The organism is Flavobacterium sp. IMCC34852, assembly GCF_030643905.1.
GTDB lineage: Bacteria > Bacteroidota > Bacteroidia > Flavobacteriales > Flavobacteriaceae > Flavobacterium > Flavobacterium rivulicola.
In genome coordinates, this window is sequence record NZ_CP121446.1 from 431,030 (window position 1) to 447,334 (window position 16,305).

The window sequence follows — 16,305 nt, forward strand, 5'->3', positions numbered from 1 at the left end:
ATTTGGGATTTTTTGTTTTTGTGAGAATTATACCTGAATAAAATTCACATATTAACAGATTGAGGGATTCTGTCAACAATTTGAAATTCTCCAAAATTGATACTATAATTTCGTTACAACGAAAATCGGCTCTTTTGGTCGTTTTTATTTTTATGTTTTGTTTTTAATGAACATATTTAGTTTAACAAAAAAGTTTCCCCAAAACTACCTGTTAATTTAATCAGAAAATGCTGTCCCTAAATCACGGATAAGCGTTAATGAGCCACACTTACATAATTATTGATGACAACCAAGACGATGTCACGAAAACTCAGGCTATAGCTGAGCGCTTTCGTAACCTCTCATTTGTCGCATCGGCCAATAGTTATGACGAAGGTGTTAACTTAATCTTAGAACACCAACCTCATCTTGTTTTTCTTGAAATTGACCCTTCGGATAAAAAGAGTAATTTATCCTTAGCCTTAATTAATGAATTGTATCGTTATTTGAGTGTTGTTCCCAAAATCATTATCATTACGGCCAAAAAGGATTTGGCTTATGAAGCCTTGAAATATGAAGTCGTTGATTATTTGTTAAAACCATTAGACATTAATGATTTCAGAAAAGCAATTTTAAAATTCGACCGTGCTATTAAATCTGATTTGCCACACATGGAAGTCAAAAATCCGGCGGCTACTTTTGAAGTCTTGGATGAAACCATAACGGAAGAATTAGAAACTGCCGAACACGATGTGGAAGTAAAAACCATACCTATAACTGCCGAAACACCGGTAATCGTTCAGAAACAGCAATCGTTGGTAATTTGTATAAAATCTTATGGCGATTACCGCTATATTGACTCCAATGATGTGCTTTATTTTGAAGCCGACAACAACTCTACCGATATACATTTGAATAATGGTGAAATGATTACGGCGTTCAAGACTTTGAAACATTTTGAAACGGTTTTACCGCAAACCCAATTCCTTCGTATTCATAACAGTTACATTATTAATGTCGACCAGGTTTCTAGGATTCACACCGGAAATACGGTTTGTTATATTAAAAACTCTACCACCAAATTACCGTTCTCCAAATCTTATAAAGACAATGTTGATTTGATTATTACTCGCATCGCCGGCGGAAATTATTTGGAAATATAGCAGAAAAGTAGTACGTTTACTAAAATTATATCTTTATGGAAGTAAGCGTATTAATCATTGATGATCATTCTCCTATCATTGAAGGCTATAAATCGATACTGGCTTACAATCCTTATGGTTATAATTTAACTATTCAAACTGCGCTTAGTTGTGAATCGGCTTATGAGTTGATTTCAACGACTACAACTTCTTTTGATGTGGTGATGATGGATTATACCATGCCGCCATTTCCGGAAAAAAATATCCATTCGGGCGCTGATTTGGTTCCGATAATCAGACAATATTTGCCTTATGCTAAAATCATGATGATGACTTCACATTCTTCATCGTTATTATTGTTGAAACTGATGGAGGAATGCAAACCCGAAGGTTTATTGGTTAAAAGTGATTTTTCAGCCCAAGAATTAATAATTGCCTTTGATGTCATAGTTAGAGGAGAAAACTACTTCAGCAGTACTATTCATGGCCTGATGAATGAAGCTTCAAAGAAGGTTAAGGTTTTAGACAGTTATAATCAGCAAATCATCTTGCTTTTATCAGAAGGCATCAAAACAAAAAATCTTCCGGATCACTTACACCTTTCTAAAAGTGCTATCGACAAACGCAAAGTGTTTATCAAAGAGTTTTTTGATTTAGAAAAAGGCTCCGATGAAGACATTATCAGAGAAGCCAGAAAACAGGGATTTATTTAAACTTTTTCCTCTTTTTCTTCAAATTACAGAAAATGTACACTTTTAGTGTAACAAAAAGTCATTCCAAGCCTTTACTTTTACTTCAATAAAAATTCAAGTTGTTTAATTGGTAAAGAAACAAGACTTACCATCTTGAGTAAGAAGCCGGATGAAAGTGGTATTTTATTTGGTGGAAAATTAATTGAAATTTTGTTCTGTTTATTTTGGGTTCGTTATTAAACAGGAGTATGCAAAAACAACCACTAACAGCCCTTGCTTTGACGTTTTGGACGACTAAAAGCGGGGCTGTTTTATTTAAGTCAACTGATGTCATGAAGCAACTTCTTCTTATTACTATTATTCTTTTCTTACACATTAGTATAGCAATGGCTCAGGCCAAATACAAGCGTGAATCGACTTATTTGAAAGTCAGATCGGGTGAGGATATCACCACTTATGAATTTCATTCTGTTCAGGATTTTGAGGAAAATTCGATGAAAATATTAGATGAAATTCCGGCAGCGAATCTTCCCGGAAAAAAAGAAAAAGATCAAGATTTAACTATTGAAATCAGCATCACTATAACATCAACAGATACTTCAATAACCATAACAGGCTCAGTCACTGCTCCTTCACAAACAATCATAGCGGCGGTAAAAAAACTGCAAAAACAATTGGTAGGTATAGCGATGGAATAGTTATTAAGGACTGTTTTAAAAAAAATAGGATTTTTACCTAAATTGGCTACATGAATAAAAACATTTTATTTTCACTACTCTTTCTAATAATACTGTGCGGTTGCCATCAGTCAACATCAGTCAAAAACACTTCACCTGCCAACGATTCCATTCAAAAATACCTTGCCTTGGCAGGGAATGATACTTTGCCTTTTGATAAAAGAATAAAGTATAATGACAAGGCGCTAAGTTTTGTGGATTTGGAGAGGAATGATAGTTTGAAAATAAGAACCCTTTACAACATTTCATATAAATACTATGAGCTAAATAAAAATAAGTGTTTAAAAAGAACTTCACAAACTCTTTTAATGTTATCAAAAAAAAAGAATGATTCAACAGGATTGGGATATGCTAATAGAATTCTAGGATTATATTACATGGGGAAATCTGATAATGAGAAGGCAATAGAACATCTTTTTACAGCAAAAAAAATATTCAATTCTCAAAAAAATGAAAGTTATGTTAACAGAGTAACATTAGACATTTTATTAACTCAATCATATGCTTGTGATTATCTAGGAAGTAATAAAACTGCATTTGAGCTTTTAAAAAATAATGTAGCAAAAAGAGATTTGAGAATTAAGTACTTCTGCTACAATACAATTGCAAACAATTTATCAGGTCTCAAGTTGCATTCTAAGTCAATAGAATACTATTTAAAAGCAGAAAAAAATAGTTCGAATAAGAGCCAGAGGTATACATTGTATAATAATATTGCTCATGAGTATATAAATTTAAAAAAACATCAAAATGCCATTTATTATTTATCAAAAATCTTATCATCAAAGTCTAACAAAAAAAAATTTCCTAATGAATATGCAATTGCTGAATCATTATTTGCATTTAATGAAATTGAATCAAAAAATAGTACTAAAGTTTTAGAATTAATAAGAGATGCTGATTCGATACTTTCGGTTACAAATAGCTTAAATGGATACAATTACAATTTGATAAATTTTTCGAAATTGTATAGTATCAAAGGAGATACTACCAAAGCAATTTATTTTGCCAAAAAAGCTTTAATGGTATCTGAGAGTTATAAAAATCCAACAGATATCTTGCTCAGCCTAACTCAATTAATAAAAATAGATAAAAAAAATGCACATGAAAATGGATTAAAGTATATTAAAGTAAATGACAGCCTTCAACTTAAGGAGCGTAGTTTCAGGGATAAGTTTGCACAAATGCAATTTGAAACAAATGAAATCAATCAACAAAAGGAAGACGCTTTAAGACAAAAAGCAATTGTTGTAGCCATTGCAATCACAATTCTTATTATTTCCATCTTAATTTTCATCATTTCTCGACAAAGACTAAAACAAAAAGAGCTTATATTAAAACAAGTAGAGCAAAAAGCCAACGAAGAGATTTTCCAATTAATGTTGGTTCAAAAAGCCAAAGAAGAAGAAGCAAGACAACATGAAAAAAAACGAATCGGCAGAGATTTACATGACGGTGTTATGAACAGATTGGCCAGCACTCGCTTAAATCTTTCCTTGTTGTCGATTAGTCGTGATGATCAAACTATTGAAAATTGTTTAAATCACATACGCGACATTCAAAACATTGAAAAAGAAATCAGAAACATTGCCCATGATTTGAGCCAGGATTCACTATACGATTTAGACAGTTTTGAACCTTTATTGAATAATTTATTGTCCAATCTAAACCAAACAAACATCACTCTTTTCAAATTGGAAATTAATCCTGACTTTAATTGGATTAAACTTTCAAGCAATAAGAGAATGAATTTACTTCGCATTATTCAGGAAGCCGGCAACAATATTATTAAATATGCCAAAGCCCAAAAAGCAACCATTAGCTTTTTAATGGATGATAAAAATGCCTATCTTCTGATTGTTGATAATGGAATCGGATTTAAAAAGGGTGCTGTCCAAAAAGGCATTGGTATAAAAAACATGAAACTTCGGGTAAAAATAATGAAGGGAAAATTTAACCTTACTTCAAAACACAACCTCGGCACTAAAATAAATATCTCCATTCCGCTAGACGAAGAATAATCTTTTTTCGTTTTCTAAAAAGATTACTGCCATAATGACTATTCCTTTTCCTTATGGAATTTTTATTTTCAAAAAGCTTAATTGACACTGCTGTGAAATAAGTTTATCAACACTTATACACAATTATCAACATTTTGGAGAAAATCGCCAAAATCATCCACCCGGATTTGACTATCATTCACTCACAAACGAGGTCATTCCACCATAAACACCAATATATATAGGGATTCACAGAGACATCCTTTTTAGTTTTACATCGTGAAAGTGTGAAAGCCCTCAAATCATTAAAAGCCCACACTTATTAAAACGAAACAAAAACATTAACAATAAAAAGTCTCAAATTATGAAAAAATTAGCAACAACATTCGGACTATTAGCTTTGATGCTTGTAGTTACATCTTTTACTACGCCAATAGAAACTGGCGGAAAACAAGATCCAACTCCGACTATGCTTACTTATGAAACTGGCGGAAAACAAGATCCAACTCCGACTATGCTTACTTACGAAACTGGTGGAAAGCAAGATCCAACCCCGACCATGCTTACTTACGAAACTGGCGGAAAACAAGATCCAAGACCTTCAATGTAAATTAAACATATAGATAACATTTAAAACTATCGCATTAGCGATAGTTTTTTTTTGATATAATTTGTAGTTTTGGAGAAACTAACTAATACTTGAAAACAAAACTTTTCTTTTCAATCATTTTAATTTCATTATTTTCTTGTTCAAAAAAGAATGAGAAAGAGAATACTAATTTAAAAATTGAAAGAAATGATAGTGTTGAAAAAATTTTAAACCTATCAAAAAGCAAACCTTCTTTTTTTGAGAAAAAAAAATTAATAGACAAGGCTTATGAAATAGTTAGCAATGGAGATAATTCTTTGCAATCAAGAAATTACTTATCAAAGATTATTTTTGAATACTATTATATAAATGACCTAGAAAGTGTTAACAACACTTCAAAATATCTATTAAAACTTTCAAAAAAGACAAACGACTCAATTAATTTAGGGGTTGCATATAGAAGTAAAGCATTTTATTTTAAAAGTAAAAATGTTTTAGATAGTTCTTTTTACTATTATTTTAAATCCGAAAAACTTTATCAAAATCTAAATGACCGTCTCAATCTAGCTAATGTATTACTAAACAAAGGAATGGTACAATACAAGGGAGGCAACAATTTAGGTGCTGAATTATCCTTAACCAGAGCTCAAAATTTATTTAATGAGTTAAATGAACAACAAAAGTTATTTGAAACATTAATAGTCTTAGGAAATGTTTCAGAAGAACTAAAAGAATTTGACAAATCATTAATTTACCACACTAAAGCTTTAGAAAAAGCAAAAGAATTAGAAAAAGAATCTAAAACCCATCGTGAGGCAATCTGTTATAACAATATTGGGTTTGTTTATGAAAAACTTAACGATTATAACAAGGCCATTCAGAATTTTAATTTAGGATTGAAAGACATAGGAATTAGAAAGGACCTTCCTGATTTGTATGCTAACTTGCTTGACAATCTAGCATATTCAAAATTAAAAACAAATAAAACGGAAGGTCTTCCACAAATGTTTTATACTTCTTTAAAAATAAGAGATAGTCTAAATTCAATATCTAATATTATAGTAAGTAATATACATTTATCTCAATACTATGCTTCAATTGGAAACATAAAAACCGCTGAAAAATACGCAAAGAATGCTTTAAAGATTTCAAGAACTTCAAAAACACCTATAGACATTCTATTATCACTTCAGCAAGCATCAGATGTTGACATCTCAAACGCATCAAATTACAATAAAGAATATGTAAAACTAAGCGATAGCCTTCAAATTATTGAAAGGAAATCTAAGGATCGTTTTGCTAGTATTGAACTCGAAACTGAAGAAATCAAACAAGAAAACCAAGGCCTAGCAGAAGCAAACAGAAACCTGTTATATTTCTTTGTAGTAACATTTATTGTTGTGGTGTTACTATTCGTCGTAAGAGCACAACGCGCCAGAACTCGTGAACTCCTTTACAAACAAGCCCAGCAAAAAGCCAATGAAGACATCTACAACCTTATGATGTCACAACAAGCTATTATTGACGAAAGCCGAAGTAAAGAAAAGAAACGTTTGGCACAAGACTTACACGACGGGGTTTTGGGCAGAATGTTTGGTTTGCGTTTAAACCTCGACAGCCTAAATTCAAGCACAGAAGAAGATGCCGTTCAAAAACGTTTCGAATTGTTGAATGAACTCAAAACCATCGAACAAGACATTCGTGAAATATCACACGACCTAAATAGAGAAAAACAAGTTTTAATTAATAACTTTGTCTCTATCGTTCATAATTTATTAGAAGAACAAAAGAACTCTTTTGAAGCCAATGTAACCTATTCTATTGATGAAAATGTAGTTTGGGACAAAATAGGAAACGCTATTAAAATCAACTTGTACCGTATCCTACAAGAAGGATTGCAAAATATTAATAAATATGCCAATGCCTCTAACATTGTCGTAAAAATCAAAGGAGACGAAGAAAATGTATATTTAAAAATCCAAGATGATGGTGTTGGATTTGATGTCAACAAAAAAAGCAAAGGAATCGGCATGCAAAACATGATTTCGAGAACCCATGATTGTAAAGGTATTATCGATATTACCTCTAAAAAAGACGAAGGCACCAAAATAGTCATCACTATTCCAATTGAAACCAAACAACCTGTAATAATACCACAAGAATGAAAAGCCCTATCCAAATTTTAATCGTTGATGACCATCCGTTCATAATTGAAGCCTACAAAAATGCCATCAATAAATACAGCCAAAATGGCTTCGAATTTGAAGTAACCCAAGCCAACAACTGTAAATCGGGTTACGAAAATATTGTAGAATCTTCGAAAAAATTTGATATCGCCTTTTTTGACATCAGCATGCCCGAATATGCCGAAAAAGGAATCTATTCCGGTGAAGATTTAGCCATGCTGATGAAAAGCGAAATACCGGCCTGCAAAATCATCCTTTTGACCATGCACACTGAGCTTTTAAAAATTAATAACATCATCAAAAACATCAATCCTAGCGGTCTAATCATCAAAAATGATTTAACCTTTGACGAATTGCTCTTTGCTTTCGATAAAATCATCAACGATGAAAGCTACTACAGCCAAACCGTTATCAAATTAGTCGGACAAGCCCAATACAACAACATAGAATTGGATGTATTTGATAAACAAATCCTTTTTCACCTATCAAAAGGAGTTAAAACAAAAGACTTGCCCACCTATATTCCGCTTTCTTTAAGTGCAATTGAGAAAAGAAAATTAAATATCCGAGAAATACTTGAAGTCGGTGGAGGAACCGATGTGGATTTGATAAGAGAAGCCAAAAATAAAGGTGTCATTTAACGATATTACGGGAAACCGTAACCAAATATGCGGGAAACCGTAATAACTCGAACAAGAACAATGACTAACTTAGCTGAATGATTTCAGGGTTAGTATTTGTAGAATAAAGTAAGTAGTAAAAACTTCAAGCTACTGCTTAATTTACAAGACTTAGGGGGAAGCGATACTTTCGGGTATCGCTTTTTTTATTCGCTTATGGCATCCCAACCGCGAGCTTTCAAAGGAATTTTGGTATTCGCTCTGGTAATTAAGTGCACCCCTTCACTTTCTTGGGTTAAATGACCTATCACCGTAAAGTTCGGATTGGCTTTAATTTTATCAAAATCTTCTAAAGCAATCGTAAACAGTAGTTCATAATCTTCACCGCCATTAATAGCCACCGTTGTCGAATCGATATTAAATTCCTCACAAACATTGATAAATTGTGGGTCGACAGGAATCTTTTCTTCGTACAAATTACAGCCAACATTACTCTGCTTACAAATATGAATAATCTCCGAAGACAATCCGTCTGAAATGTCAATCATCGCCGTTGGCTTTACTTCCAGCTTTTCTAAAAGTTCTCTGATATCGGTTCTGGCTTCCGGTTTAAGTTGTCTCTCGATTAAATAAGTGTACGCATCCAAATCGGGTTGGTTATTCGGATTGACCTGAAACACTTGCTTTTCACGCTCCAAAACCTGCAAGCCCATATAAGCCGACCCTAAATCGCCTGTGACTACCAATAAATCGCCATTATTAGCGCCATCTCTATACACAATTTCATCGCCATTCGCTTCTCCAATGGCCGTAATAGAAATAATCAATCCTTTTTGAGACGAAGTGGTATCACCACCAATAACATCCACATTATAAAATTTGGCCGCCAAAGCAATCCCATCAAACAACTCTTCCAAAGCTTCCAACGGAAAACGATTAGAAACCGCTACAGAAACGGTTATTTGTGTAGGTTTAGCATTCATCGCACAGATGTCGGAAACATTAACCACAACCGCTTTATAACCCAAATGCTTCAAAGGCATATAGGACAAATCAAAATGTACACCTTCAATCAACAAATCAGTAGAAACGACGACTTTTTTATCTTTAAAATCTAAAACAGCTCCATCATCACCTATGCTTTTTAAGGTCGAAGACTGTTTTACATCAAATTTTTTGGTCAGATGAGAGATCAAACCAAATTCGCCCAATTGCGATAAGGAAGTGCGTTGCGGTGTTTTATCTTCTAACATAGTTGCTCCATTTTAAACGGCAAAGTTACAAAGTTTTTTAGCCATAGTTTGCACAGATTCTCGTTGATTATTTGCAACTTTATGGAAATAATTTTTTGACATGAAATCATATCAGATTGTAACCCTTACCCTAAATCCGTCTTTAGACAAAAGCACCCGTTTTACGGGATTAATAGCAGAACAAAAAATTCGTTGTGACAAACCAAGATACGATGCCGGCGGTGGCGGAATAAATGTCTCTAAAGCCATTGCTAAACTAGGCGGCAATTCTCTTTGTATTCATACGTCGGGCGGTTCGGCAGGAAAAATGTTAGAGGAATTAGTCAATAAAGAAGACATTGAAAACCAAGTCATTCTAACTCAAAACTGGACCCGAGAAAATTTCATCGCTTTTGAAAACAATTCTAAGGCACAATATCGATTTGGATTTCCCGGAAATGAACTGTCGGAAGATGAAAAAGAAACCGTAATCAACATCATCAAAAGAATAAAAACCACTTATTTAGTCCTAAGCGGAAGTCTAAATGAAGGCTTACCCTCCGATTTCTATCAAACAATCGCTGAAACCGCAAAAACTTCCGGAACAAAAGTAATTGTTGATACTTCAGGCGAAGCTTTGCAGAAAGTACTGGAAGAAGGTGTTTTTCTAATTAAACCCAATATTGGTGAATTGGCCAAATTAATCGGAGCGGAAAGATTAGCCTTACCCGAAGTAGAAAAAGCAGCCAAAACTTTAATCGATAATGGAAATGCCGAAATTGTAGTGGTCTCGCTTGGAGCACAAGGCGCCATTTTAGTTTCAAAAAACCAAACCGAATTCGTAGCTGCCCCAAAAGTAACAAAGAAAAGTACTGTCGGCGCAGGTGACAGCATGGTTGGCGGAATGGTCTGGGCATTGTCACAAAACAAACCCCTAAAAGAAGTGATTCAATGGGGCGTTGCCTGTGGAACAGCAGCCACTATGAACGAAGGCACCCAACTTTTCAAAAAAGAAGAGGCTGAAAAATTGTTTGAAGGAATGCAGTAACAAAAAACCCAATAACTTTCGTCATCGGGTTTCTCTGTATTTATCCTCTTCGTATTTTGTACCTCGTATTTTCTAGTCATTCAGTTTCAAAACTGCCATAAAAGCTTCCTGCGGAATCTCTACGTTACCCACCTGACGCATTCTCTTTTTCCCCTTTTTCTGTTTCTCTAACAATTTACGCTTACGCGAAATATCTCCACCATAACACTTCGCCGTAACGTCTTTTCTCAAAGCTTTAATGGTTTCACGAGCGATGATTTTGGCCCCGATAGCAGCCTGAATCGGAATATCAAATTGTTGTCTCGGAATCAATTCGCGCAATTTCTCACACATTTTCTTTCCAATGTTGTACGCATTGTCTTCGTGAATCAAAGCCGATAAAGCATCAACTGAATTGGCGTTTAATAAAACATCCAGTTTAACTAATTTTGAAGCCCGCATTCCAATAGGCGAATAGTCAAATGACGCATATCCTTTGGAAACCGTTTTCAAACGGTCATAAAAATCGAAGACAATCTCCGCCAATGGCATGTCAAAATTCAATTCTACACGCTCAGTGGTTAAATAAGTTTGATTGGTAATAATCCCGCGTTTTTCAATACACAAACTCATTACGTTACCCACAAAATCGGATTTGGTAATGATAGTTGCTTTGATAAACGGCTCTTCTACTCGGTCCAATTTTGAAGGTTCCGGTAAATCCGAAGGATTGTTGACTACTATTGGCGTATCGGGTTCTTTTTTGGTGTAAGCCAAATACGAAACGTTGGGTACCGTAGTAATCACCGTCATGTCAAACTCACGCTCCAATCGCTCTTGAATGATTTCCAAGTGCAACATGCCCAAGAATCCGCAACGAAAACCAAAGCCTAACGCAGCCGAACTTTCCGGCGCAAAAACCAACGAAGCATCATTCAACTGCAACTTCTCCATAGAAGAACGCAAATCTTCGTAATCTTCTGTATCCACCGGATAAATCCCGGCAAATACCATCGGTTTTACATCTTCAAAACCAACAATCATATTAGTTGTTGGCGTTTTGGCATCGGTAATGGTATCCCCAACTTTTACTTCTTTCGCCTCTTTAATTCCCGAAATCAAATACCCAACATCTCCCGTAGAAATGACATTCTTAGGCACTTGATTTAACTTCAAAGTTCCCACTTCATCCGCAAAATACTCATTTCCGGTAGCCATGAACTTTATTTTTTGTCCTTTCTTGATTTCCCCGTTTTTCACACGGAAAATAACTTCAATACCACGAAACGGATTGTAAACACTATCAAAAATCAACGCTTGCAACGGTTCGTCTTTAGTGCCTTTGGGTGCCGGAATTTTTTCAATAATGGCCGCCAAAATATTTTCCACCCCAAAACCGGTTTTCCCCGAAGCGTGAATAATATCTTCTAACTTACAACCCAACAAATCAATAATATCATCGCTCACTTCTTCCGGATTAGCACTTGGCAAATCTACTTTATTCAACACCGGAATAATCTCCAAATCGTTTTCTAAAGCCAAATACAAATTGGAAATGGTTTGTGCTTGTATACTTTGTGCCGCATCAACAATCAAAAGCGCTCCTTCACAAGCAGCAATCGAACGAGAAACTTCATAAGAGAAATCTACGTGTCCGGGGGTATCAATCAAATTCAAGATGTAATCTTCACCTTTGTATTTGTATTCCATCTGAATGGCGTGACTCTTAATGGTTATCCCACGCTCGCGCTCCAAATCCATATTGTCCAACAACTGGGCTTTCTCTTCACGAGCCGTAACAGTTTGAGTAGCACCTAGCAATCGGTCTGCTAACGTACTTTTCCCGTGGTCAATGTGTGCAATAATGCAAAAATTTCTAATATGTTTCATGTAAACTTAATATTCCTTATTGGAAACCTGTAATGCTTCGCATTTCATCTTCGTAAATCTGTCCTTTTTGGGGCGTGTCCCTTCGGGCCAGGCTGTCCGCAGTACTAGGTACTTGCTCCCATCCTTCACGCATTTAATCCGCAAATATAAGTCAAAGTTTTGGATTGATTAAACACTAATCGGCAAAGCTTTTACAAATAAAAAATGCTCCATTTAGGAGCATTTTGTTTACAGATTTAAAATCACATGTTCGAGGATTAATTGGGAGTTCCCAATATTCTCATTCGCATGATTGTGAAACGTGGTATAATAAATAGTGCCGCCGGTACCGGTACCGGTGCAAGAACCCAGCGTGTCGCCATGGGCTTGATGTGCCGGCCAACTAGAGGCATCAATAGTTATGGTTATTGGAGTGGATGAATTCTCATCGGGTTGATGACAAATGGTTATCCAATCGGAATTTTGAGGATTCCCTACAGGGTTTCCAACCAAACTTGAATCAAAAAAACTATTGGTTTTGATCATCAAAGCTTCATTCGTTGTAGAATCTCTAACCAAAACTTCCCAAAAAGTTTCATCTACCGAAATAATTTTTTGCCAAGAACCCAAATCGTATTCGATATCTAATGTTGAAAGTCCGATAGCGTTTGCCAGAGCTGTATTGGTAATGGAGGCATTAAGGGTTCCCATATTGCCGGTGTTTGTTGAGCAAAGTGTTGCATCAGAAATAAACCCACCGGCATCGCCACACATAGTGCTATATCTGCTTCCTCCTATTAAGTAAGCCACCGCCCAATCAGAAGCATATAAACTTCCACCATTGGTGACAAATTTAGCCAAATTAGTAGTAACCGTTGCATTATTCCAAATACCCCCTGATATTGATCCACAATTCAAAAAAATGATATCATACTCAGAAACTATATTGTAATCTGATAATTGGCTAAAAGTTATTGACTCTGCAACATATCCTAAGGAAGTTATGATGTCTTCTATACTGTCATAATTTCCGCTTACATAAGCAATTCTGGCCACTTGATCCAATCTGAGTAATGATTCTTCTAGTTGCTTGGTTTGGTTTTCTTCAACAACCACATCGATTTTTGTTCTGAAATTTGAACCATCTCCGGTTTGGATGTATACTTCTCGGTCACCAATTGGTGCATCCAATTCAAAATCACCGGTTGCATTGGTGTAAGTATGATAAATATTATGGTCATCGTCAAAAGCAAAAACCAAAGCACCACCAACAGCCTTATGGGTATTAATCGTGGTTACTTTACCTGTTAAGGTTCCTGTTTTTTCTCCTGAGGAATTGTTGTTGTCGTCACTACAGCTAACCAAAGTCAGCACCGACAAAAACAAAACTAGTAATTGTTTTTTCATGGTATAGTTTTTAATGAATTGATTTAAAGTTGACTAGAAATCAAATTTAATGTTTTTCTTATATAACATTTGGTTTTTTTGTAAATTTTTTCAGCAACTCGAAGATTAATAATCATTTAAGGGTTATTCGCAATAGATTTTTACCTTTGCAAAAAATTACATTCAAACCATGCCCAAAATCGGCAACATCATATTACCTGATTTTCCTTTGTTACTTGCGCCTATGGAAGACGTAAGCGACCCGCCGTTTCGCAGACTTTGTAAGTTGCACGGTGCCGATTTAATGTATTCTGAATTTATCTCTTCCGAAGGACTGATTCGCGATGCCATGAAAAGCCGAATGAAATTGGATATTTTTGATTACGAACGTCCGGTTGGCATTCAAATTTTTGGTGGTGATGAAGAAGCCATGGAAATGTCTTCCAGAATTGTTGATGCGGTCCAACCGGATTTGGTAGATATTAATTTTGGTTGTCCGGTGAAAAAAGTGGTTTGCAAAGGCGCCGGTGCCGGCGTTTTAAAAGATGTCGATTTGATGGTGCGCTTGACCAAAGCCGTTATCAAAGGAACCAATCTTCCGGTTACGGTAAAAACGCGTTTGGGTTGGGATGAAAATTCTATCAATATCGATGAAGTTGCCGAACGTTTGCAGGATATTGGCGTGCAAGCTTTGACCGTTCATGCGCGTACTCGTGCCCAAATGTACAAAGGCCATTCTGATTGGTCACACATTGCCCGCGTAAAAAACAATCCGCGTATCACGATGCCGATTTTCGGAAACGGAGATATTGATTCGCCCGAAAAAGCTTTAGAATACAAAAACAAATACGGTTTAGACGGCATGATGATAGGGCGCGCTGCGATTGGTTATCCGTGGATTTTTAACGAAATCAAACATTACTTCAATACCGGAGAACATTTGGCACAACCAAACATGAATGATCGAATTGAAGCGGCCAGAAACCATTTAATTTGGTCTATGGAATGGAAAGGAGAACGCTTAGGTATTGTAGAAATGCGCCGTCATTATACCAATTATTTTAAAGGAATTCACGGCTTTAAAGAATTCAAACAGCGATTGGTCACTACCGATGATCACAATGCTTTACTACAAGTTTTTGAGGAAATTCGTGAGGCTTATGCCGACTACCAGTTTATTTAATCCAATAATTTTTTACTGACACGACTACTCGCAATCCAACTGGAAATAACGCCCAGTGAAACAATCGTCAAAAACACAATCACCACATTCTGAACACTAAAAACCACCGGATAGGCTAAGGTTTCGGTGATCATCACCAAGTTAAATTGCTGTTGAATTACCACAACAATAATCCCCAAAAGTAACCCGATAATACCCCCAAAGACACTTAGTAAACTGCCTTGTAATAAAAATATTTTTTTCAAATCTTTGATTTCAGAACCCAAATTATAAAGTGTCTTCAAATTAGATTTTTTATCTAAAACCATCATAATCAGCGCTCCGATTAAGTTGAAAAGCGCAATAATGATGACCAAAGTAAAAATCAAATACACCGCAATATTTTCGGTGTTCAACATCTTGTACAAAGTCGCATTTTGCTGCGCTCTGTTTTTTACCGCTACTTTATTTTGAAAAAGCGTTTGAACATTTTCTATCACTTTCGCTTCATCAACATTTGGTTTTAGCTTAATCTCAAGCCCGGAAATCTGATTCGCTTTTAATTCTAATAAATATTGCGCTAAGTTCAAGTCGCAAAACACATATTTACTGTCCAAATCCTCACTTACAGCGTAGATTCCGGTTGGGATTAACTTGGCTTTGTTAAAGGCTTCCGCTTCACTTTCGATGACTCCTTTTCCTTTTCTCGGCACATAAACTTCAAACGGATTATTGAAATCAAAAAGTCCTAATGACAATTTTTCGGAAATTCCATAGCCAATTACCACTTCAATCGTGTTGGGATTTAACCATTTTCCGTTGATTAAATTTTGATTTACTACGTTGGTTTTGGTAAAATTAGCGTCAACACCTTTTAAATAAGTCACTTGCTCTTTACCGTCAAAAAAGAAAAGTACACGCTCTTCAACAACTTTACTGTAAGAAGCAACTCCTTCGAGGGTTTTGACTTGCTCTTCTTGCGCTGGTGAAATGACAAATGATTTTCCGGAAACGGGATTGACTTTTAAATCAGGGTCAAAGTCGTTGGAGAAGGACAAACTAAAAACCCGCAACCCGCTAAAAACAGAAAGCACCACAAACAAAGCCATGGCGCCTACAATAATTCCGACCGAAGCGATACCGGTAATAATATTAATAGCATTGTTTTTACTTTTGCTAAAAAGGTATCGTTTGGCTATGTAAAGCGAAAAGTTCAAATTAGAATTTCTTGCGTTTGTCTAAAAGGTCGCGGTTTTCAATCGGATTTTCTTTTCCGGCTAAGGCATTGTCAATTTTTTCAATATAATCCAACGAATCGTCGATATAAAAAGCCAAATTCGGCACTTTGCGCAATTGTAATTTTACTCTTTGCGATAAATCATGTTTAATCAAAGGCGCATTGGTTTTAATGGCTTCCAATAAATCTTTAGCTTTATCTTGTGGAAAAACGCTCAAATACACTTTGGCAATCGATAAATCAGTAGTCACACTTACTTTTGAAACCGAAATCACCAAGTTAGAAATACCGTTTTTACGCACTTCCCCTTGAAGAATATCTACCAAATCCTTTTGCAATACACTGCCAATTTTTTTCTGTCTGTTCGTTTCCATGGGGCAAAAATACAACTTTTAAATTTTTATAACGCCCAGAAGCGAAAGTTTTGGCATTTTCAGCCGTCCATTT

14 protein-coding genes are annotated in these 16,305 nt (G+C 35.4%); 9 read left to right on the plus strand and 5 right to left on the minus strand.

Annotation, left to right across the window (positions count from 1 at the left end; genetic code table 11):
• Positions 1-257: 257 nt before the first annotated feature.
• The 7 genes from P7V56_RS01845 (at position 258) to P7V56_RS01875 (ending at position 7,966) form a co-directional block, all read left to right on the plus strand.
• Entirely contained in the window at positions 258-1,142 is an 885-nt protein-coding gene (locus P7V56_RS01845) for a LytR/AlgR family response regulator transcription factor (protein WP_171221373.1), read from the plus strand.
• A 35-nt stretch (positions 1,143-1,177) separates the two neighbouring features.
• On the plus strand, positions 1,178-1,834 hold the full coding sequence (locus tag P7V56_RS01850) for a response regulator (RefSeq protein ID WP_171221372.1): 657 nt from the start codon (positions 1,178-1,180) through the stop codon (positions 1,832-1,834).
• A 311-nt stretch (positions 1,835-2,145) separates the two neighbouring features.
• Positions 2,146-2,511, plus strand: coding sequence for a hypothetical protein (locus P7V56_RS01855; protein WP_171221371.1), 366 nt, complete (start codon positions 2,146-2,148; stop codon positions 2,509-2,511).
• Positions 2,512-2,561: 50 nt separating this feature from the next.
• Entirely contained in the window at positions 2,562-4,571 is a 2,010-nt protein-coding gene (locus tag P7V56_RS01860) for a histidine kinase (protein WP_171221370.1), read from the plus strand.
• A gap of 343 nt (positions 4,572-4,914) precedes the next feature.
• Positions 4,915-5,160: a hypothetical protein gene (locus tag P7V56_RS01865; protein WP_171221369.1), complete on the plus strand. Its 246-nt coding sequence runs from the start codon at positions 4,915-4,917 to the stop codon at positions 5,158-5,160.
• An 89-nt stretch (positions 5,161-5,249) separates the two neighbouring features.
• Entirely contained in the window at positions 5,250-7,304 is a 2,055-nt protein-coding gene (locus P7V56_RS01870; RefSeq protein WP_171221368.1) for a tetratricopeptide repeat-containing sensor histidine kinase, read from the plus strand.
• On the plus strand, positions 7,301-7,966 hold the full coding sequence (locus tag P7V56_RS01875) for a response regulator (protein WP_171221367.1): 666 nt from the start codon (positions 7,301-7,303) through the stop codon (positions 7,964-7,966). The genes P7V56_RS01870 and P7V56_RS01875 overlap by 4 nt, the downstream gene beginning before the upstream one ends.
• A gap of 185 nt (positions 7,967-8,151) precedes the next feature.
• On the opposite strand, the gene thiL is transcribed toward P7V56_RS01875, so the two are convergent.
• Positions 8,152-9,198, minus strand: coding sequence for a thiamine-phosphate kinase (thiL, locus tag P7V56_RS01880; RefSeq protein WP_171221366.1), 1,047 nt, complete (start codon positions 9,196-9,198; stop codon positions 8,152-8,154).
• A 100-nt stretch (positions 9,199-9,298) separates the two neighbouring features.
• On the opposite strand from thiL, the gene P7V56_RS01885 reads away from it, so the two are divergent.
• Positions 9,299-10,225, plus strand: coding sequence for a 1-phosphofructokinase family hexose kinase (locus tag P7V56_RS01885; protein ID WP_171221365.1), 927 nt, complete (start codon positions 9,299-9,301; stop codon positions 10,223-10,225).
• A 72-nt stretch (positions 10,226-10,297) separates the two neighbouring features.
• On the opposite strand, the gene lepA is transcribed toward P7V56_RS01885, so the two are convergent.
• Both lepA and P7V56_RS01895 read right to left on the minus strand, forming a co-directional pair.
• Positions 10,298-12,094 (minus strand): translation elongation factor 4, encoded by a 1,797-nt coding sequence (gene lepA / locus P7V56_RS01890; RefSeq protein WP_171221364.1) that lies wholly within the window; start codon positions 12,092-12,094, stop codon positions 10,298-10,300.
• 228 nt (positions 12,095-12,322) lie between these two features.
• Positions 12,323-13,480: a carboxypeptidase-like regulatory domain-containing protein gene (locus tag P7V56_RS01895; protein ID WP_171221363.1), complete on the minus strand. Its 1,158-nt coding sequence runs from the start codon at positions 13,478-13,480 to the stop codon at positions 12,323-12,325.
• A gap of 169 nt (positions 13,481-13,649) precedes the next feature.
• Between P7V56_RS01895 and dusB the strand changes: the two genes are divergently transcribed.
• A complete protein-coding gene (gene dusB / locus P7V56_RS01900) occupies positions 13,650-14,642 on the plus strand; it encodes a tRNA dihydrouridine synthase DusB (RefSeq protein WP_171221362.1) in 993 nt (330 codons plus the stop codon).
• On the opposite strand, the gene P7V56_RS01905 is transcribed toward dusB, so the two are convergent.
• Together P7V56_RS01905 and rbfA are read right to left on the minus strand one after the other, a co-directional pair.
• Complete coding sequence (locus P7V56_RS01905) at positions 14,639-15,838, minus strand: ABC transporter permease (RefSeq protein ID WP_171221361.1); 1,200 nt, start codon at positions 15,836-15,838, stop codon at positions 14,639-14,641. The genes dusB and P7V56_RS01905 overlap by 4 nt on opposite strands.
• Position 15,839: 1 nt before the next feature.
• Positions 15,840-16,232, minus strand: a complete 393-nt coding sequence (gene rbfA / locus P7V56_RS01910; RefSeq protein WP_171221360.1) for a 30S ribosome-binding factor RbfA — start codon at positions 16,230-16,232, stop codon at positions 15,840-15,842.
• Positions 16,233-16,305 lie beyond the last annotated feature (73 nt).

Bases quoted from the DNA above. Each gene is read 5' to 3' on its own strand.
- P7V56_RS01850 (WP_171221372.1), top strand. From the start codon at position 1,178: ATGGAAGTAAGCGTATTAATCATTGATGATCATTCTCCTATCATTGAA.
- lepA (WP_171221364.1), bottom strand. From the start codon at position 12,094: ATGAAACATATTAGAAATTTTTGCATTATTGCACACATTGACCACGGG.
- P7V56_RS01865 (WP_171221369.1), top strand. From the start codon at position 4,915: ATGAAAAAATTAGCAACAACATTCGGACTATTAGCTTTGATGCTTGTA.
- P7V56_RS01895 (WP_171221363.1), bottom strand. From the start codon at position 13,480: ATGAAAAAACAATTACTAGTTTTGTTTTTGTCGGTGCTGACTTTGGTT.
- P7V56_RS01860 (WP_171221370.1), top strand. From the start codon at position 2,562: ATGAATAAAAACATTTTATTTTCACTACTCTTTCTAATAATACTGTGC.
- P7V56_RS01875 (WP_171221367.1), top strand. From the start codon at position 7,301: ATGAAAAGCCCTATCCAAATTTTAATCGTTGATGACCATCCGTTCATA.
- P7V56_RS01855 (WP_171221371.1), top strand. From the start codon at position 2,146: ATGAAGCAACTTCTTCTTATTACTATTATTCTTTTCTTACACATTAGT.
- thiL (WP_171221366.1), bottom strand. From the start codon at position 9,198: ATGTTAGAAGATAAAACACCGCAACGCACTTCCTTATCGCAATTGGGC.
- dusB (WP_171221362.1), top strand. From the start codon at position 13,650: ATGCCCAAAATCGGCAACATCATATTACCTGATTTTCCTTTGTTACTT.
- P7V56_RS01845 (WP_171221373.1), top strand. From the start codon at position 258: ATGAGCCACACTTACATAATTATTGATGACAACCAAGACGATGTCACG.
- P7V56_RS01885 (WP_171221365.1), top strand. From the start codon at position 9,299: ATGAAATCATATCAGATTGTAACCCTTACCCTAAATCCGTCTTTAGAC.
- rbfA (WP_171221360.1), bottom strand. From the start codon at position 16,232: ATGGAAACGAACAGACAGAAAAAAATTGGCAGTGTATTGCAAAAGGAT.